This window comes from Ignavibacteriota bacterium (assembly GCA_016212665.1).
In the GTDB taxonomy this organism is placed as follows: Bacteria; Bacteroidota; Ignavibacteria; order UBA10030; family SZUA-254; genus FW602-bin19.
In genome coordinates, this window is record JACREZ010000006.1 from 104,622 (window position 1) to 127,853 (window position 23,232).

Annotated in this window: 25 protein-coding genes; 3 read left to right on the top strand and 22 right to left on the bottom strand. The window is 41.2% G+C overall.

Annotation, left to right across the window (positions count from 1 at the left end; genetic code table 11):
• Position 1 precedes the first annotated feature (1 nt).
• From nuoL to HY960_02390, 21 genes are all read right to left on the bottom strand, one after another.
• Positions 2-2,257 (bottom strand): NADH-quinone oxidoreductase subunit L, encoded by a 2,256-nt coding sequence (gene nuoL / locus HY960_02290; protein MBI5214561.1) that lies wholly within the window; start codon positions 2,255-2,257, stop codon positions 2-4.
• A gap of 21 nt (positions 2,258-2,278) precedes the next feature.
• Positions 2,279-2,587, bottom strand: a complete 309-nt coding sequence (nuoK, locus tag HY960_02295; GenBank protein MBI5214562.1) for an NADH-quinone oxidoreductase subunit NuoK — start codon at positions 2,585-2,587, stop codon at positions 2,279-2,281.
• Between the two features lie 64 nt (positions 2,588-2,651).
• Entirely contained in the window at positions 2,652-3,149 is a 498-nt protein-coding gene (locus HY960_02300) for an NADH-quinone oxidoreductase subunit J (GenBank protein ID MBI5214563.1), read from the bottom strand.
• Between the two features lies 1 nt (position 3,150).
• Complete coding sequence (locus HY960_02305) at positions 3,151-3,834, bottom strand: NADH-quinone oxidoreductase subunit I (GenBank protein ID MBI5214564.1); 684 nt, start codon at positions 3,832-3,834, stop codon at positions 3,151-3,153.
• Positions 3,835-3,837: 3 nt separating this feature from the next.
• Positions 3,838-4,098 (bottom strand): DUF4160 domain-containing protein, encoded by a 261-nt coding sequence (locus HY960_02310; GenBank protein MBI5214565.1) that lies wholly within the window; start codon positions 4,096-4,098, stop codon positions 3,838-3,840.
• The gene (locus HY960_02315; protein MBI5214566.1) at positions 4,082-4,369 is read right to left on the bottom strand and encodes a DUF2442 domain-containing protein; all 288 of its coding nucleotides are present in this window, start codon (positions 4,367-4,369) and stop codon (positions 4,082-4,084) included. The genes HY960_02310 and HY960_02315 overlap by 17 nt, the downstream gene beginning before the upstream one ends.
• Positions 4,370-4,374: 5 nt before the next feature.
• Positions 4,375-5,451, bottom strand: a complete 1,077-nt coding sequence (gene nuoH / locus HY960_02320; protein MBI5214567.1) for an NADH-quinone oxidoreductase subunit NuoH — start codon at positions 5,449-5,451, stop codon at positions 4,375-4,377.
• Complete coding sequence (locus tag HY960_02325; GenBank protein ID MBI5214568.1) at positions 5,396-6,556, bottom strand: NADH-quinone oxidoreductase subunit D; 1,161 nt, start codon at positions 6,554-6,556, stop codon at positions 5,396-5,398. The genes nuoH and HY960_02325 overlap by 56 nt, the downstream gene beginning before the upstream one ends.
• Positions 6,557-6,567: 11 nt before the next feature.
• The gene (locus tag HY960_02330) at positions 6,568-7,047 is read right to left on the bottom strand and encodes an NADH-quinone oxidoreductase subunit C (protein ID MBI5214569.1); all 480 of its coding nucleotides are present in this window, start codon (positions 7,045-7,047) and stop codon (positions 6,568-6,570) included.
• Between the two features lie 11 nt (positions 7,048-7,058).
• Positions 7,059-7,283, bottom strand: a complete 225-nt coding sequence (locus tag HY960_02335; GenBank protein MBI5214570.1) for a type II toxin-antitoxin system HicA family toxin — start codon at positions 7,281-7,283, stop codon at positions 7,059-7,061.
• Positions 7,252-7,503 (bottom strand): hypothetical protein, encoded by a 252-nt coding sequence (locus HY960_02340; GenBank protein MBI5214571.1) that lies wholly within the window; start codon positions 7,501-7,503, stop codon positions 7,252-7,254. Before HY960_02340 ends, HY960_02335 begins: the two co-directional genes overlap by 32 nt.
• Positions 7,504-7,617: 114 nt before the next feature.
• Complete coding sequence (nuoB, locus tag HY960_02345; GenBank protein MBI5214572.1) at positions 7,618-8,109, bottom strand: NADH-quinone oxidoreductase subunit NuoB; 492 nt, start codon at positions 8,107-8,109, stop codon at positions 7,618-7,620.
• A 4-nt stretch (positions 8,110-8,113) separates the two neighbouring features.
• Positions 8,114-8,554 (bottom strand): NADH-quinone oxidoreductase subunit A, encoded by a 441-nt coding sequence (locus HY960_02350; GenBank protein ID MBI5214573.1) that lies wholly within the window; start codon positions 8,552-8,554, stop codon positions 8,114-8,116.
• Between the two features lie 215 nt (positions 8,555-8,769).
• Positions 8,770-9,807 carry a hypothetical protein gene (locus HY960_02355; protein ID MBI5214574.1) on the bottom strand — a complete coding sequence of 346 codons (1,038 nt, stop codon included), beginning with the start codon at positions 9,805-9,807 and terminating at the stop codon, positions 8,770-8,772.
• Between the two features lie 37 nt (positions 9,808-9,844).
• Positions 9,845-10,408, bottom strand: coding sequence for a hypothetical protein (locus tag HY960_02360; protein MBI5214575.1), 564 nt, complete (start codon positions 10,406-10,408; stop codon positions 9,845-9,847).
• A 57-nt stretch (positions 10,409-10,465) separates the two neighbouring features.
• Entirely contained in the window at positions 10,466-11,002 is a 537-nt protein-coding gene (locus tag HY960_02365) for a hypothetical protein (protein ID MBI5214576.1), read from the bottom strand.
• A 208-nt stretch (positions 11,003-11,210) separates the two neighbouring features.
• Entirely contained in the window at positions 11,211-12,995 is a 1,785-nt protein-coding gene (gene tadA / locus HY960_02370; protein ID MBI5214577.1) for a Flp pilus assembly complex ATPase component TadA, read from the bottom strand.
• 36 nt (positions 12,996-13,031) lie between these two features.
• A complete protein-coding gene (locus HY960_02375) occupies positions 13,032-14,399 on the bottom strand; it encodes a type II secretion system F family protein (GenBank protein ID MBI5214578.1) in 1,368 nt (455 codons plus the stop codon).
• A gap of 269 nt (positions 14,400-14,668) precedes the next feature.
• Positions 14,669-15,052, bottom strand: a complete 384-nt coding sequence (locus HY960_02380) for a hypothetical protein (protein MBI5214579.1) — start codon at positions 15,050-15,052, stop codon at positions 14,669-14,671.
• 155 nt (positions 15,053-15,207) lie between these two features.
• Positions 15,208-15,603 (bottom strand): hypothetical protein, encoded by a 396-nt coding sequence (locus HY960_02385; protein MBI5214580.1) that lies wholly within the window; start codon positions 15,601-15,603, stop codon positions 15,208-15,210.
• Positions 15,604-15,698: 95 nt separating this feature from the next.
• A complete protein-coding gene (locus tag HY960_02390; protein MBI5214581.1) occupies positions 15,699-16,085 on the bottom strand; it encodes a hypothetical protein in 387 nt (128 codons plus the stop codon).
• 333 nt (positions 16,086-16,418) lie between these two features.
• Between HY960_02390 and HY960_02395 the strand changes: the two genes are divergently transcribed.
• The 3 genes from HY960_02395 to HY960_02405 all read left to right on the top strand — a co-directional run bounded on the left by HY960_02395 (position 16,419) and on the right by HY960_02405 (position 19,892).
• A complete protein-coding gene (locus HY960_02395; protein ID MBI5214582.1) occupies positions 16,419-17,711 on the top strand; it encodes an MFS transporter in 1,293 nt (430 codons plus the stop codon).
• A gap of 220 nt (positions 17,712-17,931) precedes the next feature.
• Positions 17,932-18,588: a metal-dependent transcriptional regulator gene (locus HY960_02400; protein MBI5214583.1), complete on the top strand. Its 657-nt coding sequence runs from the start codon at positions 17,932-17,934 to the stop codon at positions 18,586-18,588.
• A 2-nt stretch (positions 18,589-18,590) separates the two neighbouring features.
• On the top strand, positions 18,591-19,892 hold the full coding sequence (locus HY960_02405; GenBank protein ID MBI5214584.1) for an Nramp family divalent metal transporter: 1,302 nt from the start codon (positions 18,591-18,593) through the stop codon (positions 19,890-19,892).
• A 55-nt stretch (positions 19,893-19,947) separates the two neighbouring features.
• On the opposite strand, the gene HY960_02410 is transcribed toward HY960_02405, so the two are convergent.
• Positions 19,948-23,226, bottom strand: coding sequence for an SNF2 helicase associated domain-containing protein (locus tag HY960_02410; GenBank protein MBI5214585.1), 3,279 nt, complete (start codon positions 23,224-23,226; stop codon positions 19,948-19,950).
• Between the last annotated feature and the right edge of the window lie 6 nt (positions 23,227-23,232).

Sequence of the window (23,232 nt, forward strand, 5' to 3'; positions counted from 1 at the left end):
CTTATTTCATCATAAAAAATATTATTATCACACCAAGAAGAGCAAGCATGATATACGTTTGAACTTTTCCGGTTTGAGTTTTTCTCAACAAAATTCCTAAGAATCCGGAGAGGTATGCAACGCCATTCACCATTCCATCAACGACAAACTTATCAAATCCGCCGGCTCCACCCCAAAACATAAAGAGTGTAAGTAATCCTGCACATAATGCTCCAAGTCCGGACCAGACAGCATTCATAAATCCGGCATCAACCGGCATCAACCAGATGAACGAGTATGTTGCAACAACTGCCGAGACAAACAATCCGCCAAACATAAATACTTTCGCGTTGATTGGTTTTTCTTTCCAGTTTTGTTGGTACCCGAAGACGACTGCTTTTGTCCATGTCGCCGTACCATTGACCATTCCGTCCACGATTGTTTTGTCAAACCAGTTGAGGACTTTTGTAATGCCAAGTGTTCCACCAACGACGACGGAACCGTACAACTCATCGAAATACCATTTGTTGTAGAGAAACTTGTGTAAGCCGGGCATTTTCGCGGCAACCGCATCTGCAGAAATTTTCTTTCGATAATATGTCAGATAGGAGGCATACATTCCGATAGCAGCGACGAGAAGCGATAATCCCATCGCAACATAATGCATGTGGTGCATCTCTTCTTCAAACTCATGCGGACCGATTGCTGCGGCTGATGCCGGAACAACTGATTCCGGTCGTTCAACTGCTTTTGCAAGCCAACCACTTGCTCCATCCAAAGGATTGAACGAAAAGAAAATCCAGAAACTCAGCGTTGCAAAAACGATTAACGGTATCGTCATCACTTTCGGTGATTCATGAATGTGTTCGATACGGTAACTATCCTGATGCTTTCCGAAGAATGTCAGAAATATCATGCGCATCATATAAAACGCAGTCAGTCCTGCGACAAAGAACATCACGAATGGAATGAGCCAGTGACCCGTCGTCTTACCGAACGCTAGTGTTCCGGCAAGAATCATATCTTTGCTCAAAAATCCGGAGAACAAGGGAACGCCTGCAATTGCCGCAGTAAAAATTAGGAACACTTTGAACGTAATCGGCATCTTGTCTTTCAATCCACCCATGAAGCGCATGTCTTGCGGGTCGGTGTGGTGGTCGTGCATGTGGTGCGTGGCATGATGCATTGCATGGATGACGGAGCCGGAACCAAGAAACAATCCTGCTTTGAACATTGCGTGCGTTACAAGATGAAAGAATCCCGCTGTATATGCGCCGACTCCAAGTCCGACAACCATGAAGCCAAGTTGCGAAACAGTCGAGTACGCAAGAACTTTTTTGATGTCGTTCTGTGCGATAGCAATTGTTGCAGAGATGAACGCCGTAATCATGCCAACGTATGCAATGACTGTAAGTGCATCGGCAGTCATCATCGGAAATGTTCGTGCGACGAGATAGACTCCTGCGGCGACCATCGTTGCGGCGTGGATAAGTGCGCTGACCGGCGTCGGGCCTTCCATTGCATCAGGCAACCAAACATGTAACGGGAATTGTGCCGATTTTCCAATCGCACCGCAGAATATTAAAACACCTGCGGCAGTCAGCCATGCTTCACTCCCCATCGGAATTTGACCTGAACCGATTGCATCAAATATTTCTTTGAAGCCGAAGGTGTGGAATGTGTAGTATAAAATCATGATGCCGGTGAACATTCCGATGTCGCCGATACGGTTGACAACAAATGCCTTCTTTGCTGCATCCGATGCCGATTTCTTTTCGTACCAATGTCCAATCAACAAATACGAACTTAACCCGACGAGTTCCCAGCCGACATACATCAAAAAGAAGTTACTCGTGAGAACAATGATGAGCATCGAAAACGTGAAGATACTCAGATAGGCAAAATATCGTGAGTACCGGACATCTCCGTGCATGTAACCAGTGGAAAATAAATGCACGAGTGCGCTGACAAGCGTAACCACCACCAGCATAATCGCCGACAGATTGTCAATCGTAAATCCGAGATTCATGGTGAGCGGACCGATGAGCGGTACGTTACCAAAATCAACCCATTGAAATGTCGTTACAATCGGTTCTTCGATTTGTAGTTTGCCATAGAGAACGATAACCGAAAACAGAAGGCAAACAAACAGAACCGTTGTTCCGAATTTATCGCTGAGGAAAGATATTTTCTTTCCAAAGAAAATTTGGATGACAAAACTTGCAATCGGCAAGAGCAGAATCGCAAGTGAGAGATTGATTAATAAATGTTCGTTCATGCTAATACAATCGGTTGAAAGTTATTCTTTCATCGTACTGATTTCATCAACGTTGACCGTTTTGAATCGTTGATAAATGTTCAGGACAATAGCGAGTGCAACGGCGGCTTCCGCGGCGGCAAGAATTATCACAAAAACTGCGGCGGCTTGTCCGTCCAATTTCATCCCGCCGTATTTTGAAAACGCTATGAAGTTGATGTTCGCCGAGTTCAAAATCAATTCGATACCCATGAGAACGAGGATTGCGTTCCGTCGCGTAATCACGCCGTACAATCCGAGCGAAAATAAAATCGCGCTGACGATGAGAAAATGTGTTAAGCCAACTTGCATTTCAATTCAAAGTGTTTTGAGTTTCGTGTTTTGAGTTTTGTGTTCTGTGCTTTGAGATTTATTATTACACTGCCTTGTCTTTTCGGGCAATCATCGCGGCACCAACGAGCGCAACTAAGAGAACAACTGAGGCAATTTCAAACGGCAACAGCCATGTTGTCATGAACATATTGCCAAGTTCGGCAGTTGTTGCATCAAATTCCATTGACGATGGGAGAACCCGCCAATCGGTAATGTAAAACACGCCACACAAGACTCCGGCAGTTGCGGCAACTATCATTGAAGCAGGAACGGTTTGTAGCGTTCCGGTTTTCAGTTCTACATCAATAACTTTGTTTGTCAACATGACTCCGAACAACAATAGAACGAGAATGCCGCCAACGTAAATCAGCAACTGAGTTACAGCGAGAAAATCTGCATTGAGCAGAACATAAATTCCTGCAACGCCAAAAAACGTGAAGAGGAGCGAGAACGCCGAGTAAATAATGTTCTTCGAGAATACAACAATTGCGGCTGAACCAAGCGTAATGATTGCAAAGAAATAAAAAATCAGATCGTACATGTTATGCTTTTGTCTCAGTTGGTTGAGGAGTTGGCGCTTCTGCTTTCACTTCGACAGGCGTTGGTACTGGAGTAGTCACAGGTTTCGGGGTGGCGGTTGCAACAGGAGTTGCAGGTTTTGCGGCAACGGGAGTTGCACCTGCTGGCGGAGCGGCTTTCGCGGCTGCAGCGGCGGCGGCTTTCTTTGCCGCGGCTTCTTTTTCCATCTCTGCTGCTTTTGCTTTCACATCGGCAATTTCACCTTGCGTGAGCGTTACGTAATTGTAAATCAAATCATGACGTTTGTATTCAGAAAACTCATACACGTCTGTCATCTTGATACATTCGGTCGGACATGGATACGTGCACAGCCCGCAGTAACAGCATTTGCCGATGTCAATAGTAAATTTCGTTACCCACAATTTTTTCTTCTGCCCGGTTGATGTCGTACCAAGGTCTTCTGTAGGAAGCGATTTTACTGTTTCGATGTCGAAGCAATTCACCGGGCAGGCGAGGTCGCATTGCAGACAGCCTATGCAATCATCCATGTTAACATAGAGACGATTGCGCGAGCGTTCCGGAATTGGTCGGCGCACGTCAGGATATTGAATCGTTACCGTCGGTTTGAACATGTGCATGAACGTAATTTTCATGCCTATCAAGATAGTCCAAACTGAAACGAAGATGTCGCGAAAATATTGTTGCATATACTACTTTAACGGCTCAATAGATAATAATTCTTGGTCTTTCTTCAGTCGTTCCCAATTTTCGATTAACGCATTTCGATGTAACGAAGCCCATTCCGTTACAAGCCCAAGCACTCGTGGCGGAAGATTGCCTTCAATAACTGAGCAGTCTCGAATACCAATTTCTGCTGTATACTCACCGTACCTTGCATGAAAATGTGGTGGGTTATGGTCATCGTAATACATTGTTATAATTATTCCGAAAAATCTAGAAATCTGTGGCATGAACTAATTGCACTTCTTTCCATTCTTCAAACGTCATCCCCTTTATTTTCAAGTAAAGAGAATTCGGACACAATTCCAAAGTTTCATTCCAAGCAATAGCATCTGTTTCTTTGTCAATATAGACGTTTTGAAAATCCACTTCTTTTTGCCATGCGTTAAAGACACCTTTCCCCGAAAGATGAGAAAGATTAACTTCACCTTGAGTTCCATCATCGTATGCTAACCAAATATAATAATTTGGCATTGCTCGAACTTGAAGTGGTCTTGGCATCTCGTTCATAGTAACGTCCACAATCCAACACCAACAACACAAACAAACGCCCAAGGGATTAACACTTTCCATGAGACGTACATCAGTTGGTCAACACGAAGCCGGGGCAAGGTCCATCGTAACCACATCTGAAGAAAAATAAAGAACATTCCTTTTGATAAAAACCAAAAGACGCCCCAAATCGGTCCGCCGAGAAAATCTCCGAACGGGCTGTTCCATCCGCCGAAGAATAATGTTGCGGCAATTGCCGAGACGGCAAACATGTTCGCATACTCAGCAAGGAAGAAGAGCGCGAACTTCATTCCGCTGTATTCCGTGTGGTAACCGGCGACGAGTTCGGATTCCGCTTCGGGAATATCGAACGGCGTGCGGTTCGTTTCAGCAAGCGATGCGACAAAATAAATCAGGAATGCGACAAACACGAACGGCGGATATTTAAAGACAAACCAATTCCAGAACCAGCCAGATTGTTGTTGATTGATTTCCTGCAGATTCAGTGAACCGGCAATCATCACAACGACAAGAATTGCAATCGCCGTTGGAATTTCATAACTGATGATTTGCGCGGCTGAACGCATCGCACCGAACAGCGACCACTTGTTGTTCGATGACCAACCCGCCATCAACAACCCTGCAACTACCACCGACGAAACTGCAATAACATAAAACAACCCGATGTTGATGTTGCTTCCAATGTAGGCACTGCTGAAAGGAATCGTCGCAAAAGCCGCATACGAACCGATGAAGACAACATACGGCGCGAGTAAATGCAACTTCTTATCAGCCGCCGCGGGAACGATGTCTTCTTTTTGAATGAGTTTCAGAATGTCGGCGATAGTTTGCGCCCATCCATGCCATCCTCCGGTGTACATCGGACCGAGACGGTCTTGCATGTGCGCTGAAACTTTTCGCTCAAGATAAACGGCAAAGAGCGCGTACGGAACAATCCACAACAACGGCACGAATGCCATGATTGTATAGACTAAAATTTCGTTGTCGAGAAAACTTTTTAAGAGTTGGTCCATGTTACCTGTCCACTTCTCCAAGTACAATATCAATGCTTCCGAGAATTGCCACAACATCGGCAATCATATAGCCGCGGCAAATTTCGGGGCAAACGCTGAGATTGACAAATGCCGGTGAACGCGCTTTCACACGATACGGAGTGCCGGAGCCATCGCTCACAAGATAAAAACCAATCTCACCACGCGGCGATTCTGTTCTCACATAACAATCGCCGGCATTCGGTCGGATACGCTTCGGAATTGCCGACATAACATCGCCTTCGGAAATTTGTTCAAGCGCTTGCTCGATAATCCTGACACTCTGTTCCATCTCTCTCATGCGAACGATATATCTATCCCAACAATCACCGATTGTTCCGACTTCGCCTTTGCCGACACACACATCCCACTGAAAACGATTGTAAATTCCATAGGGGTCATCACGTCTCAAATCGAAATCAACACCTGAACCGCGAAGCATCGGACCGGAACAGGCGTACGAAACTGCAACATCAGCAGGAAGAACACCGACGTTTGCTGTTCGCTTGATAAAAATTTCGTTATAGGTAAGAAGGTCGTTGTATTCTTTGATTTGCGGTTTGAAGTACGTGCAGAATTCTTTTGTTTTTTGAATGAAGTTGGGGGGTAAATCGTGTGAGACACCGCCAACCCAAATATAATTGTAAAGCAATCTCGCTCCACATGTCATTTCAAACAAATCGAGAATTAACTCCCGGTCGCGGAACATGTACAGGAACGGTGTGAACGCTCCGATGTCCAGGCCGTATGTTCCAAGCGCAACTAAGTGTGAAGCGATACGTTGCAACTCCGCCATAATAACGCGAATATATTCCACTCGCTCCGGAACCTGGAGGTTCAGGAGTTTTTCTGCGGTTAGAGCGTACGCCCAATCCATATTCATTGAGGCGAGATAATCTAGCCGGTCACAATAGGGAATCACTTGCTGATAGTTGTTCATCGCTTCCGAATGTTTCTCGAAACAGCGATGCAAATATCCGAGTTGGGGAATTACATCAACTACAATTTCTCCATCAACCACCAACTCAAGCCGTAGCACACCGTGCGTTGACGGGTGTTGCGGTCCCATGTTGATAATCATTTCTTCCGAGCGAAGTGTTCGCCCGGTTGAAGTTTTCAGTATGTCGCTTCCGGTTTCAAACATTTATTTCTCAATCAGTATGGAACTTTCATTCCTTGATAATACTCAGGTACTTTGTAATCTTTTCTGAGCGGATGTCCTTCCCAATCTGTCGGAAGAAGTATGCGGCGCAAATCGGGATGACCGGTAAATGTAATTCCAACCAGATCGTATGCTTCACGCTCGTGCCAGTTCGCCGTCTTCCAGACCGATTCAACCGATGGAACTTCTGCTTTGTCTCTTGGTACTTCTACCTTGATTGTCATCTTGTGCTTTTTGTTCATCGAAGCAAGATTATATACAACTCCGAGATTGCCCTTCCCCAAATCAATGCCACTCAGGCACATTAAAAAATCTAATTGCAAGTCTGTATCATCGCGAAGAAAAAGCGCCACATCTTTCATTGATTCCGCTTTGACTTTTACAAACGGCTCAACAACACCTTCTGCTTTCGCATCGGTGATGATTTCACCAAATGTTGATTTGAGTTTTTCTATAATTTCTTGAGGAGTCATTTATATTTGTTTTAAATCAATTCACGAAATTCTATTTCATTAATGCCCATTTGTCTGAGCATTTCATAGAATGTTCCTTTTGGAATATCGCGATGTCCTTTATGGCTTACACGCACTTGAAGAATATCTCCATTCTCGACAATTTTTTCCCACGTCTCATGTTTCTCGGAACGAATCATTTGAAATCCTGCTTTCCTGAGCGCTTTACGCAACTGCTTGTAATTGTATGTGGCCATACTTTACGTTTACCATTTCGAGTAGATCCCATTTTGATTTGCATTTCGAGATTACATCAATGTAAGGAAGATGATGTGCACGATTCGGACTCGAAGAAAATACTTGCTTTCTTTTATTATAATCATTTGCATATTCAGAAATGACTTCTAACATTGCATCAAGGGCTTTTTCTTTATCGTCCATCTCGGTTATTAAATCCAGTTCAGTACACTTAGCCATGAATCGGTTTTCATCTTGAAGAATATACACAGTAAGCAAAGGTGGAAAAATTCGTTCAATTCTTTTGAACGAATGTATCGGGGTTTTCCCTTTTGCTCTCACGACCCTACTCATCTACGCACTCTTCTTTGCTAAACTTTCTTTTCGAATTTTTTCCTGAAGTTTCATCAATCCTTCAATTAAGGCTTCAGGTCGAGGCGGACAACCGGGAACATACACATCAACCGGAATAATTCTATCTACACCTTTTAAAACATGGTAACCATGTTCCCAATACGGACCGCCACAGTTGGAACAACTTCCCATCGAAATTACATAGCGCGGCTCCGACATTTGGTCGTACAACCGTTTGATACGGCTTGCCATTTTCAATGTAACAGTTCCGGCGACAATCATCACATCTGATTGGCGCGGGGTCCCACGAAAGAAAATTCCGAATCTGTCAAGGTCGTAGTGTGAAGCGCCTGTCGCCATCATTTCAATAGCGCAACAGGCAAGACCGAATTGCATTCCCCAGAGAGAAGAAAGTCTTGCCCAGTTCAGCAAGCTGTCCATGGAAGTAATGATAACATTGCTGTCGTTGAATTGTTTATCTAATAAACCCATAAAATTAAGCGGTAACTTCTTCGGAAAATGAAACGATTGGTTGCTTAGTAAGTTGTTGTTTTGGAGAAGTTGGTATTTCAGGAACCGGTTTATCCCATTCTAAATCGCCTTTTCCCCAAACATAGGCGTACCCGACAATGAGTATTGACAGGAAAATCATCATTTCTACAAAGGCAAACATACCGAGGTTTTTATAAACAACTGCCCAAGGAAATAAAAACACGACTTCAACATCAAAAATTAAAAAGATAAGAGCGGTAACGTAGAAGCGAATGTTGAATTTCACCCATGGGCTACCAACGGCTTCTTCGCCACATTCATACGTTGTTAATTTGTTCGGATACCAACGATGAGGTCGGATAATCCAGGCAAACACAAGTCCACCTAAAACAAAGATAGCTCCGACAATAAAGAAAATAAAAACTCGTCCGAATTCTGTTAGCATAATTGATGAGGAATTCTGGAGAAAAATTGTGAGTACGTTTGGTCATTGTAACCAAGACGGATGCATGACTTCATAAATGCGGTTGCAAATATAGAAAGAATCAAATAGAAAACCAAAGCAATTTTTCATACAAATTACTCTTTATTAAAATGAAAAAGCCATGCAACCCGTAAGTGTAAGTTGCATGGCTTCGAAGGAGTATAGTTGTTTCTTACTTATTCATAATACCACCACACCACCTGGTAGGCTTGCATCTTTCCTATATACTTTGCCATCTCCAACGCTTCATAACTATAATACATTTGAGGAGTTCCCTTGAGTGTAAACTTACTTCCGGTTGCGCCGCTCATAATTAAACCACCATAAAGCGATGGATTACCGGCAGAAGTTGAAACCGAAATTACAATATCACTTCCATAACAAAGCACAAGACCATAGATGTTGAATGTCCCGTTAAAATCCAATGAGCCATTAACAATTAAAACACCATACAATTTTCCGTTTCCACCCAACTTAACATTTCCTTTTGCATAGGCAATGATTGGCGCCGAAGGAGTACCATACGTTCCGTTGTTGCTACTTCCATCCGGGAAAACATAATCAGCCATGTTAATATATTCGCCCACATACGATGATGGGTCGTCCGGAGGTTCTACTTTGATTTTGTATGGATCACCTTGTATGAATGGGGCATCGAATGCTACCGTTGCACTATCAGCCGAAGTCTTTGTTGCAATTCCATTAGTATCAAGCGCAGTATTTCCACGCGTACCATCCATGTTGTAATTCAAGCCTGAAATCGAATGTGGTTTGCCATCCGTTGCGTACACTATTCCGGCTGAAGCAAAACCAACACATGCGTTCACCATTGGAAATGGTTTAGGAGTTCTTCGTAATCGTAGTTTCATCCGATAAACACTATCCATAAAAGTGGATTGACTTATCAAATCGAGTGTATCTCGTTTAAGCGATGCAGGAAGGGAAATTGTTACCGAAGATTGACCGTCCATCATTGCACGTTTGATTGTTACTTGTTTTCCCTTTTCAAGAGGATTAATAACAGAAGTATCATTCCTGTCAAAAGCCCGAAGTGTCATATTCACTGCAGAGTGTGCAATATTCCGGGCGCTCGTGTATTTATGAAATCCTGCAACTCGAGAAATGACACTCATTTTCGAACCGTTAATTGTGTATCCAACCACGCCGACTGCAAGACCAACAGCCATTACCATTAAGAGAGCAAGTTTACCCATACTGTATTCCTTTCAAAAAAACAATAATTTATCTTGATCATAAATTTCTTGGATAAATCCATTTACTATAAAATGCGCCGATAAACGTTGAGTCAAGTGCATCAAACGATTCCAGCGTTAAATACACTTTTACCGATTTGATACTATCTTTCCATGCACCTGAAACAGGAACAGACAACTGTGAATCCTTCGAAGTGAAATACGATAAGGTAAATCTCAGTACGTTGTTGTTAATCGCGAGTGTATCATTGTTCACTTTGCGAATTAATCGCTTGTATATTGGTCCTTTTTCGGGCTTGAATTCAGGATCCGCTACTTTGTATTCGACAACATCCGTATCACCAGTTGCATCGAATAAATTTGCTCTGAATTTAAAACTTATAGAATCGGCATTTATTATTTTTTGTTTCCCGGAACGATATCCAACTTTATAAACATCAAATTCAATAATGCGTGCAAGTTGTATTGCTTCAAACTGAAGTTGCATTGTGTTGTTGGTTTTGTACGTTTCTTTCGTCAAGCCAATGTTCATCGTTGTAATCATTAACGTGATGATTCCCAACGCGATGACTGAGCCAATAATATCAAACATGGTGGACATAGTTATCCCTTTCGACTTTCTCTTGTTTTTATGATTGCCTTTATTTTCATGATGAATTTAGAAATACCGCCTGTACACAGATATATCCGATAAGTATAGAGACTTAGCAAGATTGAGGTGTGAAACACTCACAACAATTTTTTTATGAAATGTTGCATCCTTCGATAATTGGTCAGGATAAATTTCAGACACATAATATATATCAACAAGAAGGGTAAAATTTCCCATTTTAGGTGTAGAAACAATTCGACGATATCCATCATAATCGTCTATGTCATTATAATACTTAATTGAGCGAAACGTGGGACCTACATCAGGTAACGGGACACTCTTCTTTTCCGTTTCGTTCGGACCAAGGCTCTCGGAGGATGTGAAATCACCGGCATTCACAACTTTCTTCGTAATTGTTGCCAAATCATAATTCTTTGTCATGATTTCATCAATGAGAGTTTGAGCAATCGAAATCGCATTTAAACTTGCTTCTGCCTCAAGCATCGTTTTTGTCTTGGAAATCATTAACGTGTTATTGGTTAAACTCACTACCCCTAACAGACAGAGAGCAACCAACACTGCTAACATTTGACCTGTATTCATAATAAACCTTTCATAAATTCTGCTACAGTATAATTGATTTAACTTTCAGTTTCAACACCCCCTGTGCTGAATATCATGCTATTGATTGAATTTCAGTTTTCGTAGTGATAGCAGTCATCAATAATATAACTTCACCGAAAGAGAATCTCTTAAATAACAAACCCTGATTTTTCAATCAGGGTTTGTTGAGTTCATTACATGAGTGCAGTTAATCTTCTTCAACTGTTGTTGCAATAACTTCTTCAAGTGTGGTCATCCCTTCCTTCATCCGTTCCATACCGGAACGACGGAGTGTCCACATTCCATCCTTTGCAGCCTGGTCCCGAATTTTATTCTCATCAACCTTTTCTCCGGCTTCAAGAATAATGTTCTTGATTTCTTTTGTAAAATAGAGAGCTTCATGAATAGCCGCTCTTCCCTTATATCCACCGTTACATTTCTCACAACCGACTGCTTCATAAAAAACATAATTTTTTAGATCTTCTTCTGTAAATCCAAATTTTAAAAATCCATCTTTATCACCTTCAGAGATTGGACGTTTACACAACTTACAAAGTGTACGAATTAATCGCTGTGCAACAATTATATTGATTGCATATGCAATGAGGAACGGTTCGATTCCCATTTTATAGAGACGGGCAACAGCGCTTGGTGCATCATTAGTGTGCAGTGTTGAGAAAACAAGATGTCCCGTGTTTGCGAGTTTAATTGCTGTTTCGGCTGTTACTTTATCGCGCATTTCACCAACAAGAACGATGTCCGGGTCATGTCGAAGAATACCTCGAATAGATTGTTCGAATGACATTTTTGGACCAATTTTTAATTGGCGTGCGCCCCTGATAATGTATTCAACCGGCTCCTCAATTGTTAGAACATTCACGGTCGGGTCAATAACCTGATATAGTGCCGCAATCAATGTTGTTGATTTTCCCGAACCTGTTGGTCCTGTTAAAATAATAATTCCTTGCGGTTTGTTTATAGCTTTATAGAAAAAGTCTCTTGCAGGACCTTGTAAACCAAGTTTGGTCAAATCGGTAATGACTTTTCTATCATCAAGAACTCGGATAACGACGCTTTCAAATTTGTGTTTGAATTCCGTCGTTACAATCGGCATGATAGAAACGCGAAAACGCATTTGGTGTCCGTCAATAACTCTTTGTATAAATCCGTCTTGCGACATTTCGCGTTCGAACCGGTCAACACCCTTGGAACGGTCTTTTACGACTGCAAGAACTGCTTCGGGTAAGGTAGCATCCTGTGTATGCCAAACCTGTAAATTACCATCTAATCGAAATAAGAAATGAGTTTTATTTCCTTCAGCTGGTACGATATGAATATCACTTGCTCCTTGTCGAACAGCCTCAACAATGCATCCTTCAATTAAATTAACAAGGGCACTCTTGTTAATTTCCGCTTCGAGTTCTTCTTCATCAATTGCCGCCTCTTCTTCGCCGGTGTTAATTTGAACATCCGCATTTTCTAACATTTTTAGAAATTCGTTCTGCGGTGGAACAACTTTCTCCATCAATCCTTGCAAGTCTTTTAATCTACAGAAACACACCTCATATTTTTTCACTCCAAAATTACGTGCAATAGATGGAATATTTCTGTCTGTCGGATCTGCCGAAACAATGACTAACTTATCGGGTTGTTTATCGTCAAACTTTAAGGGCATCATCTTTGTCTGAATCAGCAAATCACGTTGCTGTTCAGGGAGGGCATCGACAAAACGTTTGATGAATTCAATTCGTTGGTCATCAATGATTTCATCTCCGAGATATATTTCCCGAAAGGCATATAAGTTCGCTACCTCACGAAAAACCTGATCATGGTCTATACTGAAATCGGTTACAAGAATCTGACCGAGATTTCGGCGGTTCTTTTTATCCTCCGATTCTTTCACCTTCAACGATTTCTCAAGAGTCTCATAATCAATGATTCCTTTCTTGAGAAGCGTATAGCCGATTTTATCAGTTATATCTATTTCAGGCATAGTGTACTTTCATAAAATTTGTTGCCAACTTCAGGATTAATGTTTTCCGCCCGGCTGTGTCGGGTGGAATGTTGCTGTTTCTGTTGACACTAAGGTAAGCGCTAACAGTACAACCATGATAATTAAATTTATCCACAATTGGATAAAATCAATTGCGTTTCTAAGTTTGTAGGTCGTCTCTTTTTCATAATATTCAGCAAGTTGTTGAGCCGTGTTTTTCACTGTACCTGTTTCCGAGCCGGAATGGAACCGACTTAACGCTGTTTTTGTGAATACCCCGGTTGCTTCAAATGATTCAGTAATACCCGCTCCTTTTTCAATCATCATCGGAATTGCAACGTTTTTAATTTGATGTTCCATATACCGATTGCCGCATGCTTCAGCCGCCAATCGAATGACGTCAATATTTTCTCCGGAGCCGCTGTAGAGTGCATAAAATACACGACAGAAAATTTCAATACTTGTTTTGTGAAATAATGGACCAAGAACAGGAATTTTCAGCATGTACTTATTAAGAACGAATAAACCCCGTTCTGTGGTAAAATATCTGGCGAGTAATATCGTGGGGATAATTGTAGCGATTAAAATATAGAGATAGTTATCCTGCAAAAAATAACTCGCTTGAAGTGTTGCATATGTCCACGGAAATTGCTTTGCAAATTCTTCCTCACCGATCATCTTGAAAAACACTTCCGCCATTGATGGGAATATATATGCAACGTAATAAATTACCGCACCGGCAAGTGCAGTTAAAGTAACCATCGGCATGATGAGTGCACTTTTGAGATTTTTTTTGAACTCAGCCCTGCGTTCTAAAAATTTTGCCGTGCTATCATAAATCTCAGCCATGTTACCGCTTTTAGACGCAAGCCCCAGCATGTTTGCTGTAAACTTCCCTAAAACAGGTTCTTGTTTGATAAAAACTTTTTCACTGTCTTTCCCTTGTTTTAGTTCTGTATTTATCTCTTTGATTGCGTCACGAAGAACCGGATTTTGAATATCATTCACCATCAATTGGAGAATTTCGTTGTAGGGAAGTTTTTGCCTGAGTAGATCGGCGCTAACGCGAACAAACGATACAATATCGGTTATTGGTGGTTTCATGAAACGGCTAATATCAATCAACTCTTTGTTGATAGAAATAACTTTGAAACCAAGTTTTGTGAGCGCTTCCTGTACTTCTTCTTTCGTGAAAGCGCGTTGCTCACCCTTAATGGGTTTCTCCCCTGCTTTCTGTACTTTATACAAAAATTTTACGCGAGGCAACACTTTCAAAAGTTTAAATTTCCTTTGCATTGCCATCTGCTGCGCTTTTTGTTTTGCAGCAGTTAAATTTTCTGCTTCAAGGATTCCCTGGATAACTTTGCCGGCGGTACCAACACCTTCTATTCTAAACTCTGCCACTGTATATTCCTATATGTATATTAAATTATTTGTAAGGAAAGTTGATATAATTGGTTCTTGTTCATTATTTGTGAACAAATGTATTGACTCCCAGACTAAAAAGCAAGTGTTTAATCGTGACCTAAAGCATTATTTTTTCTGAATATTCTCTTTGAATTCCAAAGGGATTTACCCGTTAGTTTAACACGGTGAGAGAATTTATTAAGGAAAATGATAGGATGAAAAATAATTAACACCCCCAAACGTACATCTAACCGTGCAAGATATTTTTAAAACTCACCTGTAAAGACAAAATTTGTCAATACTCCTTTATCATTCATAACTGTTTGAACAGTTCCAAACCCATAACGAGAAGTAGCAGTAAAGGTAATTGATTTACCGCTACCATCAACTACCCATGTAATATCACCATTAGCATTCGATTTGATATCTTCATGAATATCAAAACCAACGTACGTTCCACTTCCTCCACCCATTATCTGCGCTCTGGAGTAGTAACCATACGCTAACGAAGAAATCTCGCTCAAATCATTCATTAGTCCATCTTTGTTCGATTGGATAGACCATGAGTTGTAAATTGTAATTCCCACAGCGATAGCGACTGCAACTATACACACACTGAGAATTATTAATAATAATTGCTGTTGCCCCATACTTCACCCATTTAATATTATCACTATGTTCCATTTATATCGACAACGCGAAAAATTTGTATGAACAAATATTCTCTTACTTCCAAACAAAAACACTTTTGTGAAAATTGTCTGGCTCAATATAGAAAAAATATTTTTCAAACCCGTTTGATGTATTAGTTAAAACCAACCATTGTAGGACCTGCTATAACTTTAAAATTTCCATTGTATGAAATATTGATGGTCGCACCATCAATCTGACGAGAAGTTGCTTTCAGTTCCAACGTCGTATTTGTTTGTGTTATGATTTCATACGTCGCATTCGGATTTTCAATTCCCCAGGGACCATTTACACTGATGATGTATCCTGCATATGTTCCATTTCCGCCCCCCATTATTGTTGGTCTGATTTTGAACTGATATACATCTGCCGCAAGATTGGTGAGGTCCATCAAAATTGCATCTTGATTTGCCTTCATGCTTTGACTGCTAAACATCATTATTCCAACTTGAATTGCAACGCCGACAATAATCACTCCCAATATTATTAACAAAAGTTGTTGCTGACCCATTTATTTTTCTTTCTCGCTTTCTAAAAACTACATTGCCACTGGCGAAATTAGATTCACCAGTGGCAAAGTAGATTAAGTTAAATTAAGTTCGGTTATTAGAAACCGGACGGTGTCGGACCTGATGTTACTTTTCCATTACCATCATACGTAACAGTTACGGTTGCGGCATCAACTTGCTTTGATTCTGCTTTCAAAGTAAGAACAGTTGCAGTCTGTGTGGTAATTGAGTACGTTGCATTCGGATTGTCTGCACCCCAACTTGTACCAACTGAGTATGCTGCATATGTTCCATTTCCACCACCCATGCTGGTGGGACGAATCTTATATTGGTATGCATCTGCCGCGAGATTTGCTAAATCAGAATAAATTGCATCCTGATTCGATTTCACACTCTGGCTGCTGAACATGGAAATGCCGACTGCGATTGCGACGCCAACGATAATGACGCCTAAGATGATGAGTAATAATTGTTGCTGACCCATATAATTAAACCTTTATATTATTGTGTAATTGTTTATGAATTTGTTATTTAATTTTGAAAAACTTGTTTCTTAATCTGGCTGTTATATTGTCAACATGCGTGCCAAGATTAAACTCTTTGATAATTAAGTTAAAACAAATTAATTCTGCACATACTGAAATAGTAATGGATAACATGCGGTAATTTTTACCACTATCAGGTACAATTTTACCGTTCAGACAATATTATTCAGTTCATGAAGCGTTTTTTTGTCAAAACACGTGCTTTTATCTTGCCTCATTAATTAGTTTTCAGTAACTTCTCTACCATCATTTTTTTACATTGAATTATCATAATGAACTTACATCAACGCATAGACTCCCTTCGTCAAGGATTTACATCAACGTTTTGGATTGCTAATATTTTAGAGCTTTTCGAGAGACTTGCTTTTTATGGAACGAAAGCAATTCTCACTGTCTATTTAGCGACGAAAGTCGGATTAGCAGAAGATGCAGGAAAATTCTCAGGGTGGTTTACGAGTGCAATTTTTGCACTACCAATTCTTGCCGGTGTTTTTGTAGATAAATACGGTTTCAAGAAAACATTGATTGCTTGTTTTGCACTGTTTTCACTTGGATATTTTTTAATTGGTTTAGCAGGATTAGAAATTGGCCAGGAAATCGTTCAAGCAATAGGCATGAAAACATACGTCATTTCTGTCCTCATACTTACTGCTATTGGAGGTTCTCTCATCAAACCTTGCATCGTTGGGACGGTCGCTAAAACATCAAAAGAAGAAGTGAAGTCCCTTGGATTTTCTATTTACTATACACTGGTGAATGTCGGTGGTGCGATTGGTCCCATCATTGCAATGAATGTCCGCGAAGGTTATGGAATAGAATACGTTCTTGTCATGTCTTCAATTACTTCATTCCTCTTGTTAATAGGTACGTTAATCTTTTTCAAAGAACCCGTATTCTCGGATGAGAAAAAAAATGTGAAAACATTTGGTCAGGTCTTCAAAGATATGGCTTCTGTATTTCTTAACGTTCGGTTCATTGGATTCTTAGTAATATTTTCCGGTTTCTGGATTATGTTCTGGCAGATTTTTTATTCCTTCCCATTCTACGTTACCAACGTGTTAAACTTCTCCCGGTTTGAACTATTAGAAACAGTTGACGCATGGACAATTATTTTATTAAGTGTTCCTGTGACAGCATTAGTTAAACGCTGGTCTCCCATTACTGCCATGACAGTTGGCTTTTTCATCGCAAGCGGATGTTGGTTTATCATCGGGGCAATCCCGACTGTAACAGCTGCAATTATCGGTGTTGCACTCTTCGCACTTGGTGAAGCAACTCAATCACCAAGATTTTATGAATATGTCAGCGCTCTCGCTCCCAAAGAACAGGTCGGAACGTTTATGGGGTTTGCATTTCTTCCTGTTGCAATCGGCGCGTTCACCGCAGGCTACATGGCAGATTGGTTACGTTCAAATTATCTTTACGAAGTCAAAGACGCTGTTACTTCGACAACACAAATCGTTTATGACCCGATGATGTGGTACATCGTTGGAACAATCGGTATCGCATCTGCAATTCTCATGTTACTGTATAATTTGTTCGCAGTAAAGAAGACAATACACTAATCACCCCTATCCTTAGAAACGCAAGAAGGGGCTGTCTCATAAGTCTGATAATGATGTAGCCGCAGACTTTACGTTTGCGTTTTTGATTGGGAAACGCAACCATAAAGGTTGCGCCTACAATTGATCTTACTTATGAGACAGCCCCTTTTTTTATGTTTTTGCTTGGATTTCTCCATATCAAAACATATATTTAGGCAGACCTAAATTATAAATTTGATATATGACAAATTCTTCTACTGAAGATTACATTAAAAGCATCTATCGTTTAGAACGGGAAGATGAAACAGTGTTAACTACTTCTCTTGCAAAGCACCTCGGTGTCGGCGCCGGTTCTGTGACAGATATGATAAAAAAACTTTCTGACCGTCAACTCCTTCACTATGAACCATATCAGGGAGTGAAACTTACTGAAGACGGGAAGCGGCTCGCTCTGAAAATGGTTCGTCGGCATCGCTTGTGGGAAATGTTTCTTGTGACTTTTTTGAATTACACGTGGGATGAAGTTCACGACGAAGCAGAACGATTAGAACATGTCACCTCGGATGAATTAGAAAACCGTCTCGATAAAGCGCTCGGCTTTCCCAAAGTTGACCCGCACGGCGACCCGATTCCGACAGCAGATGGTGAACTCACTGAAATATCCTATACAATTCTTTCCAACTGCAACGTTGATGATGAGGGCGTTATCGTTCGAGTAAGCGACGACAGCCCGGAAGTGTTACAACTTCTTTCCAAATTAGGTTTAAGACTGAATACAAAAATTCTTGTCGCACAGAAGGTTCGTTTCGATGGCTCTGTCATCATCAAATTAAAGAACAGAGAAATTCCGCTGAGTCCCGTGATGGCGCGAAGTATCTTTATTCAGGTTTCGGAGTAAACATGTTCTTACAAACAATCGTTGCAGACACATCACTGCGAGTACGTAATTCAGTTACCTCAGTTCGGAAAGTAGTCAACCGTGATTTGATTCGGTATCTCGGTCCTGCCTTTCTCGTGAGCGTCGGATACATGGACCCGGGAAATTGGGCAACAGATATTGAAGGGGGCGCACGATTCGGTTACAATTTGTTGTGGGTAATTTTCCTCAGCAACATGATGGCAATTCTCCTGCAAACTCTCTCTGCTAAACTCGGTATAGCTACAGGAAAAGATTTGGCACAAAATTGTCGCGATAATTTTTCCAAACCCACAAGTATCTTTCTTTGGTTCACCGCCGAACTTGCTATGATTGCTACCGACCTTGCAGAGTTTCTTGGTTCGGCAATTGCAATTTATCTTTTATTCAACATAGATTTGCTTACAGCAACAATCATTACCGGATTCGATGTTCTTTTGATTTTATCTCTTCAACGCTATGGCTTCCGACCTCTTGAATACATCATCATCACCTTCGTAGCAACTATCGGGCTTTGTTATGTTGTCGAATTATTTATCGCTCAGCCTGATTGGAGTTTGATACCATATCATATTGTTGTCCCACATATCAACTCGGAAAGTATTCTCGTTGCGATCGGAATTCTTGGGGCAACAGTGATGCCGCACAATCTTTATCTGCATTCAAACATCATTCAATCCAGACTTTCCAAACAACCATCAACTGAAGAAAAGAAAAAAGTACTTCGTAATGCTAAAATTGATTCTGTGATTGCTCTCAATGGCGCTTGGTTTATCAACTCAGCGATTTTAATTATGTCGGCAGGTGCATTCTTCACACGTGGTCTTGAAGTTACATCAATTGAAGAAGCACACAAAACACTTGAGGTCTTGTTTGGTGGAATGTCGGCATTTGTGTTTGCTCTTGCATTGCTCGCTTCCGGAATTTCCTCTTCAACAACAGGAACGATGGCAGGTCAAATCGTGATGGAGGGATTCCTCGAAATCAAAATCAAGCCATGGTTGAGAAGATTGATTATGCGATTGATCGTGATGGTTCCGGCAATCATCGCCATCGCAATGAACGTTGACCCGTTACAATTACTCGTGTTGAGTCAGGTCTGTCTGAGTTTTCAACTGCCGTTTGCAATTATTCCCCTCATCAAATTCACAAAGAATGAAAACATCATGGGTGAACTTGCGAATAAAAAGTTTACCACTTCACTTGCCGTCGTTTGTGCTGTGGTTATTATTTTTTTGAACGTGCTTCTATTATATAGGATATTCGGCGGGGAGTTTTCTTTCTGACAATTACGGCTTGAGGTTACTGGTTCGAGGTTTGATGAGAACAGTTAGAGAATTGTCAGGTAAACAACATTTCAACATCTTCCCGCGTAATCAACTTCATCAGCCCTGCTTCCGCAGTGATGATGGAACGGACGAGTTCTTTCTTCTTCTCCTGAAGTTGTAGAATTTTTTCTTCAATCGAATCTTTGGTGATGAGTTTGTACGAGAAAACATTTTTGGTCTGACCAATTCGATGCGTCCGGTCGGTGGCTTGCGCTTCGACTGCGGGATTCCACCACGGGTCATAGTGAATCACATAATCAGCCGCAGTTAAATTCAATCCGGTTCCTCCCGCTTTCAAACTGATGAGAAACATCTTCACATTTTCATCTGATTGGAAACGTTGGACACGTTCTTCCCTGTCCCTTGTCGCACCATCTAAATATTCATAATCCACTTCAAGTCCATCGCAATGAACCGAAAGTACTTTCAACATTTTTACAAATTGAGAGAAGACAAGCGCCTTATGATTTTCTGCAATCAAATCACCGACCATTTCCTTCCACGCTTCGAACTTCCCCGACGTTCCTTTGTACGATGGCTCGACAAGAAGCGGGTGACAACAAATCTGTCGCAACTTCATCAATCCCTCCAACACCTTAAACTTGGAATGTTGCATTCCGACCGAATCAATTGATTTGAGAATTGCCGTCCGGTAATAATCGCGCCAATAATTGTAGAGCGAGACTTGCGGTTTTTCCATCTCACAGTACACCACTGATTCCATCTTCGGCGGGAGTTCTTTTGCAACTACATCTTTCGTCCGTCGCAGAATAAACGGGTAAACAATTTTTCTCAACATCTCTGCGGCTGATTCATCTTTTTCCCGCTCTATGGGCTTGGCAAATTGATTTTGAAATCCCGTGCGCGAGCCAAGCAAACCGGGATTCAAAAAATCAAACTGCGACCACAATTCCATCAAATTATTTTCCACAGGCGTTCCCGTCAATGCAAGGCGGTGCTTCGACTGCAATACCTTCACCGCTTTCGTGTTTTGCGATGCAGGGTTTTTTATGTTCTGTGATTCATCAAGAATGACATAATGAAACTCAACATCTTTCAGTGTTTTGATATCGCGCCGCAACACTCCGTACGTTGTGATGATGATTTGTTTCCCGTTGATTTCATCCAACGATTTCAGTCGCTGATTGCCAGTGTGATTATAAAACTCCAATGTCGGTGCAAACCGATTCGCTTCATTCAGCCAATTGAACACAATCGAAGTCGGCACAACAATCAACGATGGCTTCACTGTTCCGTTCGAATATTCCCGTTGAAGCAACGCAAGCGTCTGAATCGTCTTTCCAAGTCCCATGTCATCCGCAAGACAGCCGTTAAATTGAAACTCGTTCAGAAAATTCAACCAATCATATCCCGCTTTTTGATAGGGGCGCAACGAGCCGCCAAACTCTTTATGCAGTCGTTTCAGTTTGATTGATTTGAATTGTCTGAATTTTTCCCGATACAAACTTACCGATTTATCCTGCTTAACAATCTGCGCTTCCGTGAACAGTTGGTCAATGAGAGAAACATGCCCGCGCGCCAACTTCCATTCAGAACCTTTCGCATCGGTGAGCGCAAATGCCCGTTTGAATTTTTTGAGCCATTCATCGGGAATCAAGCCGAGTGTACCATCCGTAAGTTTCACAAACTTCTCATCGTTCTGAATACTTTGATACACTTCCTTGAACGGTGCAATGACTCCGTCAAACTCGACAACCATTTCAAGGTCGAACCAATCAATGCCGGAAGAGATTGCAACCGAAATATTCCCACCCGTCCTCACTCTCAGCGATTTCAAATCCTCCTGTCCAAATACCTCAAAGCCTTTTTCAACTAACACCGGTAGTTGCTGAACAAGCCAAACCAATGGCTTTTGTCTTGGAATAAATTTATTCTGAACGGATTCCATCATATATGTATCAAGTACATCACGTCGCGCTTGCGATTCAACTTCAATATCTCGTTTGATGCTGTGATACAGATTTTCTTCTTTTGCAACGACAATGTTTTCGTTTACGTTTTGTGGTTGAACTTCAACTCCGTCGTACGCGCAAGCAAGTCGCACGGATAAACCCCCGAATTCCTCCTTCAAGTATATTTTTTTTACACATGGCGCCTCCTGTTCATGCACAGCAAAACCTTCCCCTGAAATGTGGTATCGTTCAAGTAATCGGGGAAATATTTCCTGTCTGAATCGTACATCATCATCTTTCGGAATTTCGATTTTCCATTTTGCATTTTTCAATTCATTAAATTGTTCGAGCGAAAGATTGGCTACCTCAAATAATTTTTTGTTTGATACAATCCACAACGGTTTGGAGAGAACAAGAATGGATTCTGAGAGTGGCAACTCAACATCATTGATGGTAACTCTTGCTATTAAGAGATTTTTTTTCTCATTTGAATTGAAATGAAATCCGAACTTCCCCTTTTCAGGAATCACCTCAATCCGTTCTTTCAGCCCGCCATAACCATAACTGAAATAGAGTTCCTTCTTGTGAATTTGCCGTAGAATTGTCTGTAATAAACCATGCAAATGCACTTCATTTTGATAGAAAAATGAAAGATGAACAATCAATCCGAATTGACGAGCTACATGCGGTAAAACTAATTTATCAATTTCATCCATTTGTGCATAGTCATTTGAATTCAAACCTGTGATCGGAACCGTATGACCATCACTTCCGTCTTTTTTCTGATACAGCCGATGTGCTTTCAGCGTAGTAGAATATTCCGTTGTATCGAGTTGATAAATTAATCTCCATGATTGTGCATTTGATGCAGGAATTCCCGTCTGCCCGTTTTCAAGAAGTTTATCAATCCGTTTATTCCATATCGGAATGCTTGGCTTTTTTAGAACCGGAACACTTTGAGCGGGCTGAGGTTTCTGTGCCTCTGTTTTTTCTATCGCCTCAAATCGCTTGCTTTCATCTTCATCATCTTCAAACTCATCCTGATATTCATCCGCATCAAATGTATCCTCACCGAACGTCTGTGTTTTTACTTTTTTCAAACGGTAAATATTTTCTTCCATCGCCGCATACATCGTTGCGACGACGTGTTTGCAAACATCATCCCAATCGTAAGGACATGTACAGGAAACATCCCAATCATTTTTATCAGCATCATAAATTACATGAACCCGGTAACTATGCGTTCCTTTTACCTGAGCAACGACCTCCTTCTCGCTAAATAATTTTATTCTGACTCTTCCCTCTTTGAAATAGTTCAGACCGCGCGAGCGAATCGTTGGCTCTGAAATAGAACGAATAATTTCCTTCGTAATGTTCATCTTAAT

What these genes read in the sequence shown, in the direction of transcription:
- nuoL (MBI5214561.1), bottom strand. Translation starts at nt 2,257, where the DNA reads ATGAACGAACATTTATTAATCAATCTCTCACTTGCGATTCTGCTCTTG.
- nuoK (MBI5214562.1), bottom strand. Translation starts at nt 2,587, where the DNA reads ATGCAAGTTGGCTTAACACATTTTCTCATCGTCAGCGCGATTTTATTT.
- HY960_02300 (MBI5214563.1), bottom strand. Translation starts at nt 3,149, where the DNA reads ATGTACGATCTGATTTTTTATTTCTTTGCAATCATTACGCTTGGTTCA.
- HY960_02305 (MBI5214564.1), bottom strand. Translation starts at nt 3,834, where the DNA reads ATGCAACAATATTTTCGCGACATCTTCGTTTCAGTTTGGACTATCTTG.
- HY960_02310 (MBI5214565.1), bottom strand. Translation starts at nt 4,098, where the DNA reads ATGCCACAGATTTCTAGATTTTTCGGAATAATTATAACAATGTATTAC.
- HY960_02315 (MBI5214566.1), bottom strand. Translation starts at nt 4,369, where the DNA reads ATGCCAAGACCACTTCAAGTTCGAGCAATGCCAAATTATTATATTTGG.
- nuoH (MBI5214567.1), bottom strand. Translation starts at nt 5,451, where the DNA reads ATGTTGTGGCAATTCTCGGAAGCATTGATATTGTACTTGGAGAAGTGG.
- HY960_02325 (MBI5214568.1), bottom strand. Translation starts at nt 6,556, where the DNA reads ATGTTTGAAACCGGAAGCGACATACTGAAAACTTCAACCGGGCGAACA.
- HY960_02330 (MBI5214569.1), bottom strand. Translation starts at nt 7,047, where the DNA reads ATGACTCCTCAAGAAATTATAGAAAAACTCAAATCAACATTTGGTGAA.
- HY960_02335 (MBI5214570.1), bottom strand. Translation starts at nt 7,283, where the DNA reads ATGGCCACATACAATTACAAGCAGTTGCGTAAAGCGCTCAGGAAAGCA.
- HY960_02340 (MBI5214571.1), bottom strand. Translation starts at nt 7,503, where the DNA reads ATGGCTAAGTGTACTGAACTGGATTTAATAACCGAGATGGACGATAAA.
- nuoB (MBI5214572.1), bottom strand. Translation starts at nt 8,109, where the DNA reads ATGGGTTTATTAGATAAACAATTCAACGACAGCAATGTTATCATTACT.
- HY960_02350 (MBI5214573.1), bottom strand. Translation starts at nt 8,554, where the DNA reads ATGCTAACAGAATTCGGACGAGTTTTTATTTTCTTTATTGTCGGAGCT.
- HY960_02355 (MBI5214574.1), bottom strand. Translation starts at nt 9,807, where the DNA reads ATGGGTAAACTTGCTCTCTTAATGGTAATGGCTGTTGGTCTTGCAGTC.
- HY960_02360 (MBI5214575.1), bottom strand. Translation starts at nt 10,408, where the DNA reads ATGTCCACCATGTTTGATATTATTGGCTCAGTCATCGCGTTGGGAATC.
- HY960_02365 (MBI5214576.1), bottom strand. Translation starts at nt 11,002, where the DNA reads ATGAATACAGGTCAAATGTTAGCAGTGTTGGTTGCTCTCTGTCTGTTA.
- tadA (MBI5214577.1), bottom strand. Translation starts at nt 12,995, where the DNA reads ATGCCTGAAATAGATATAACTGATAAAATCGGCTATACGCTTCTCAAG.
- HY960_02380 (MBI5214579.1), bottom strand. Translation starts at nt 15,052, where the DNA reads ATGGGGCAACAGCAATTATTATTAATAATTCTCAGTGTGTGTATAGTT.
- HY960_02385 (MBI5214580.1), bottom strand. Translation starts at nt 15,603, where the DNA reads ATGGGTCAGCAACAACTTTTGTTAATAATATTGGGAGTGATTATTGTC.
- HY960_02390 (MBI5214581.1), bottom strand. Translation starts at nt 16,085, where the DNA reads ATGGGTCAGCAACAATTATTACTCATCATCTTAGGCGTCATTATCGTT.
- HY960_02395 (MBI5214582.1), top strand. Translation starts at nt 16,419, where the DNA reads ATGAACTTACATCAACGCATAGACTCCCTTCGTCAAGGATTTACATCA.
- HY960_02400 (MBI5214583.1), top strand. Translation starts at nt 17,932, where the DNA reads ATGACAAATTCTTCTACTGAAGATTACATTAAAAGCATCTATCGTTTA.
- HY960_02405 (MBI5214584.1), top strand. Translation starts at nt 18,591, where the DNA reads ATGTTCTTACAAACAATCGTTGCAGACACATCACTGCGAGTACGTAAT.
- HY960_02410 (MBI5214585.1), bottom strand. Translation starts at nt 23,226, where the DNA reads ATGAACATTACGAAGGAAATTATTCGTTCTATTTCAGAGCCAACGATT.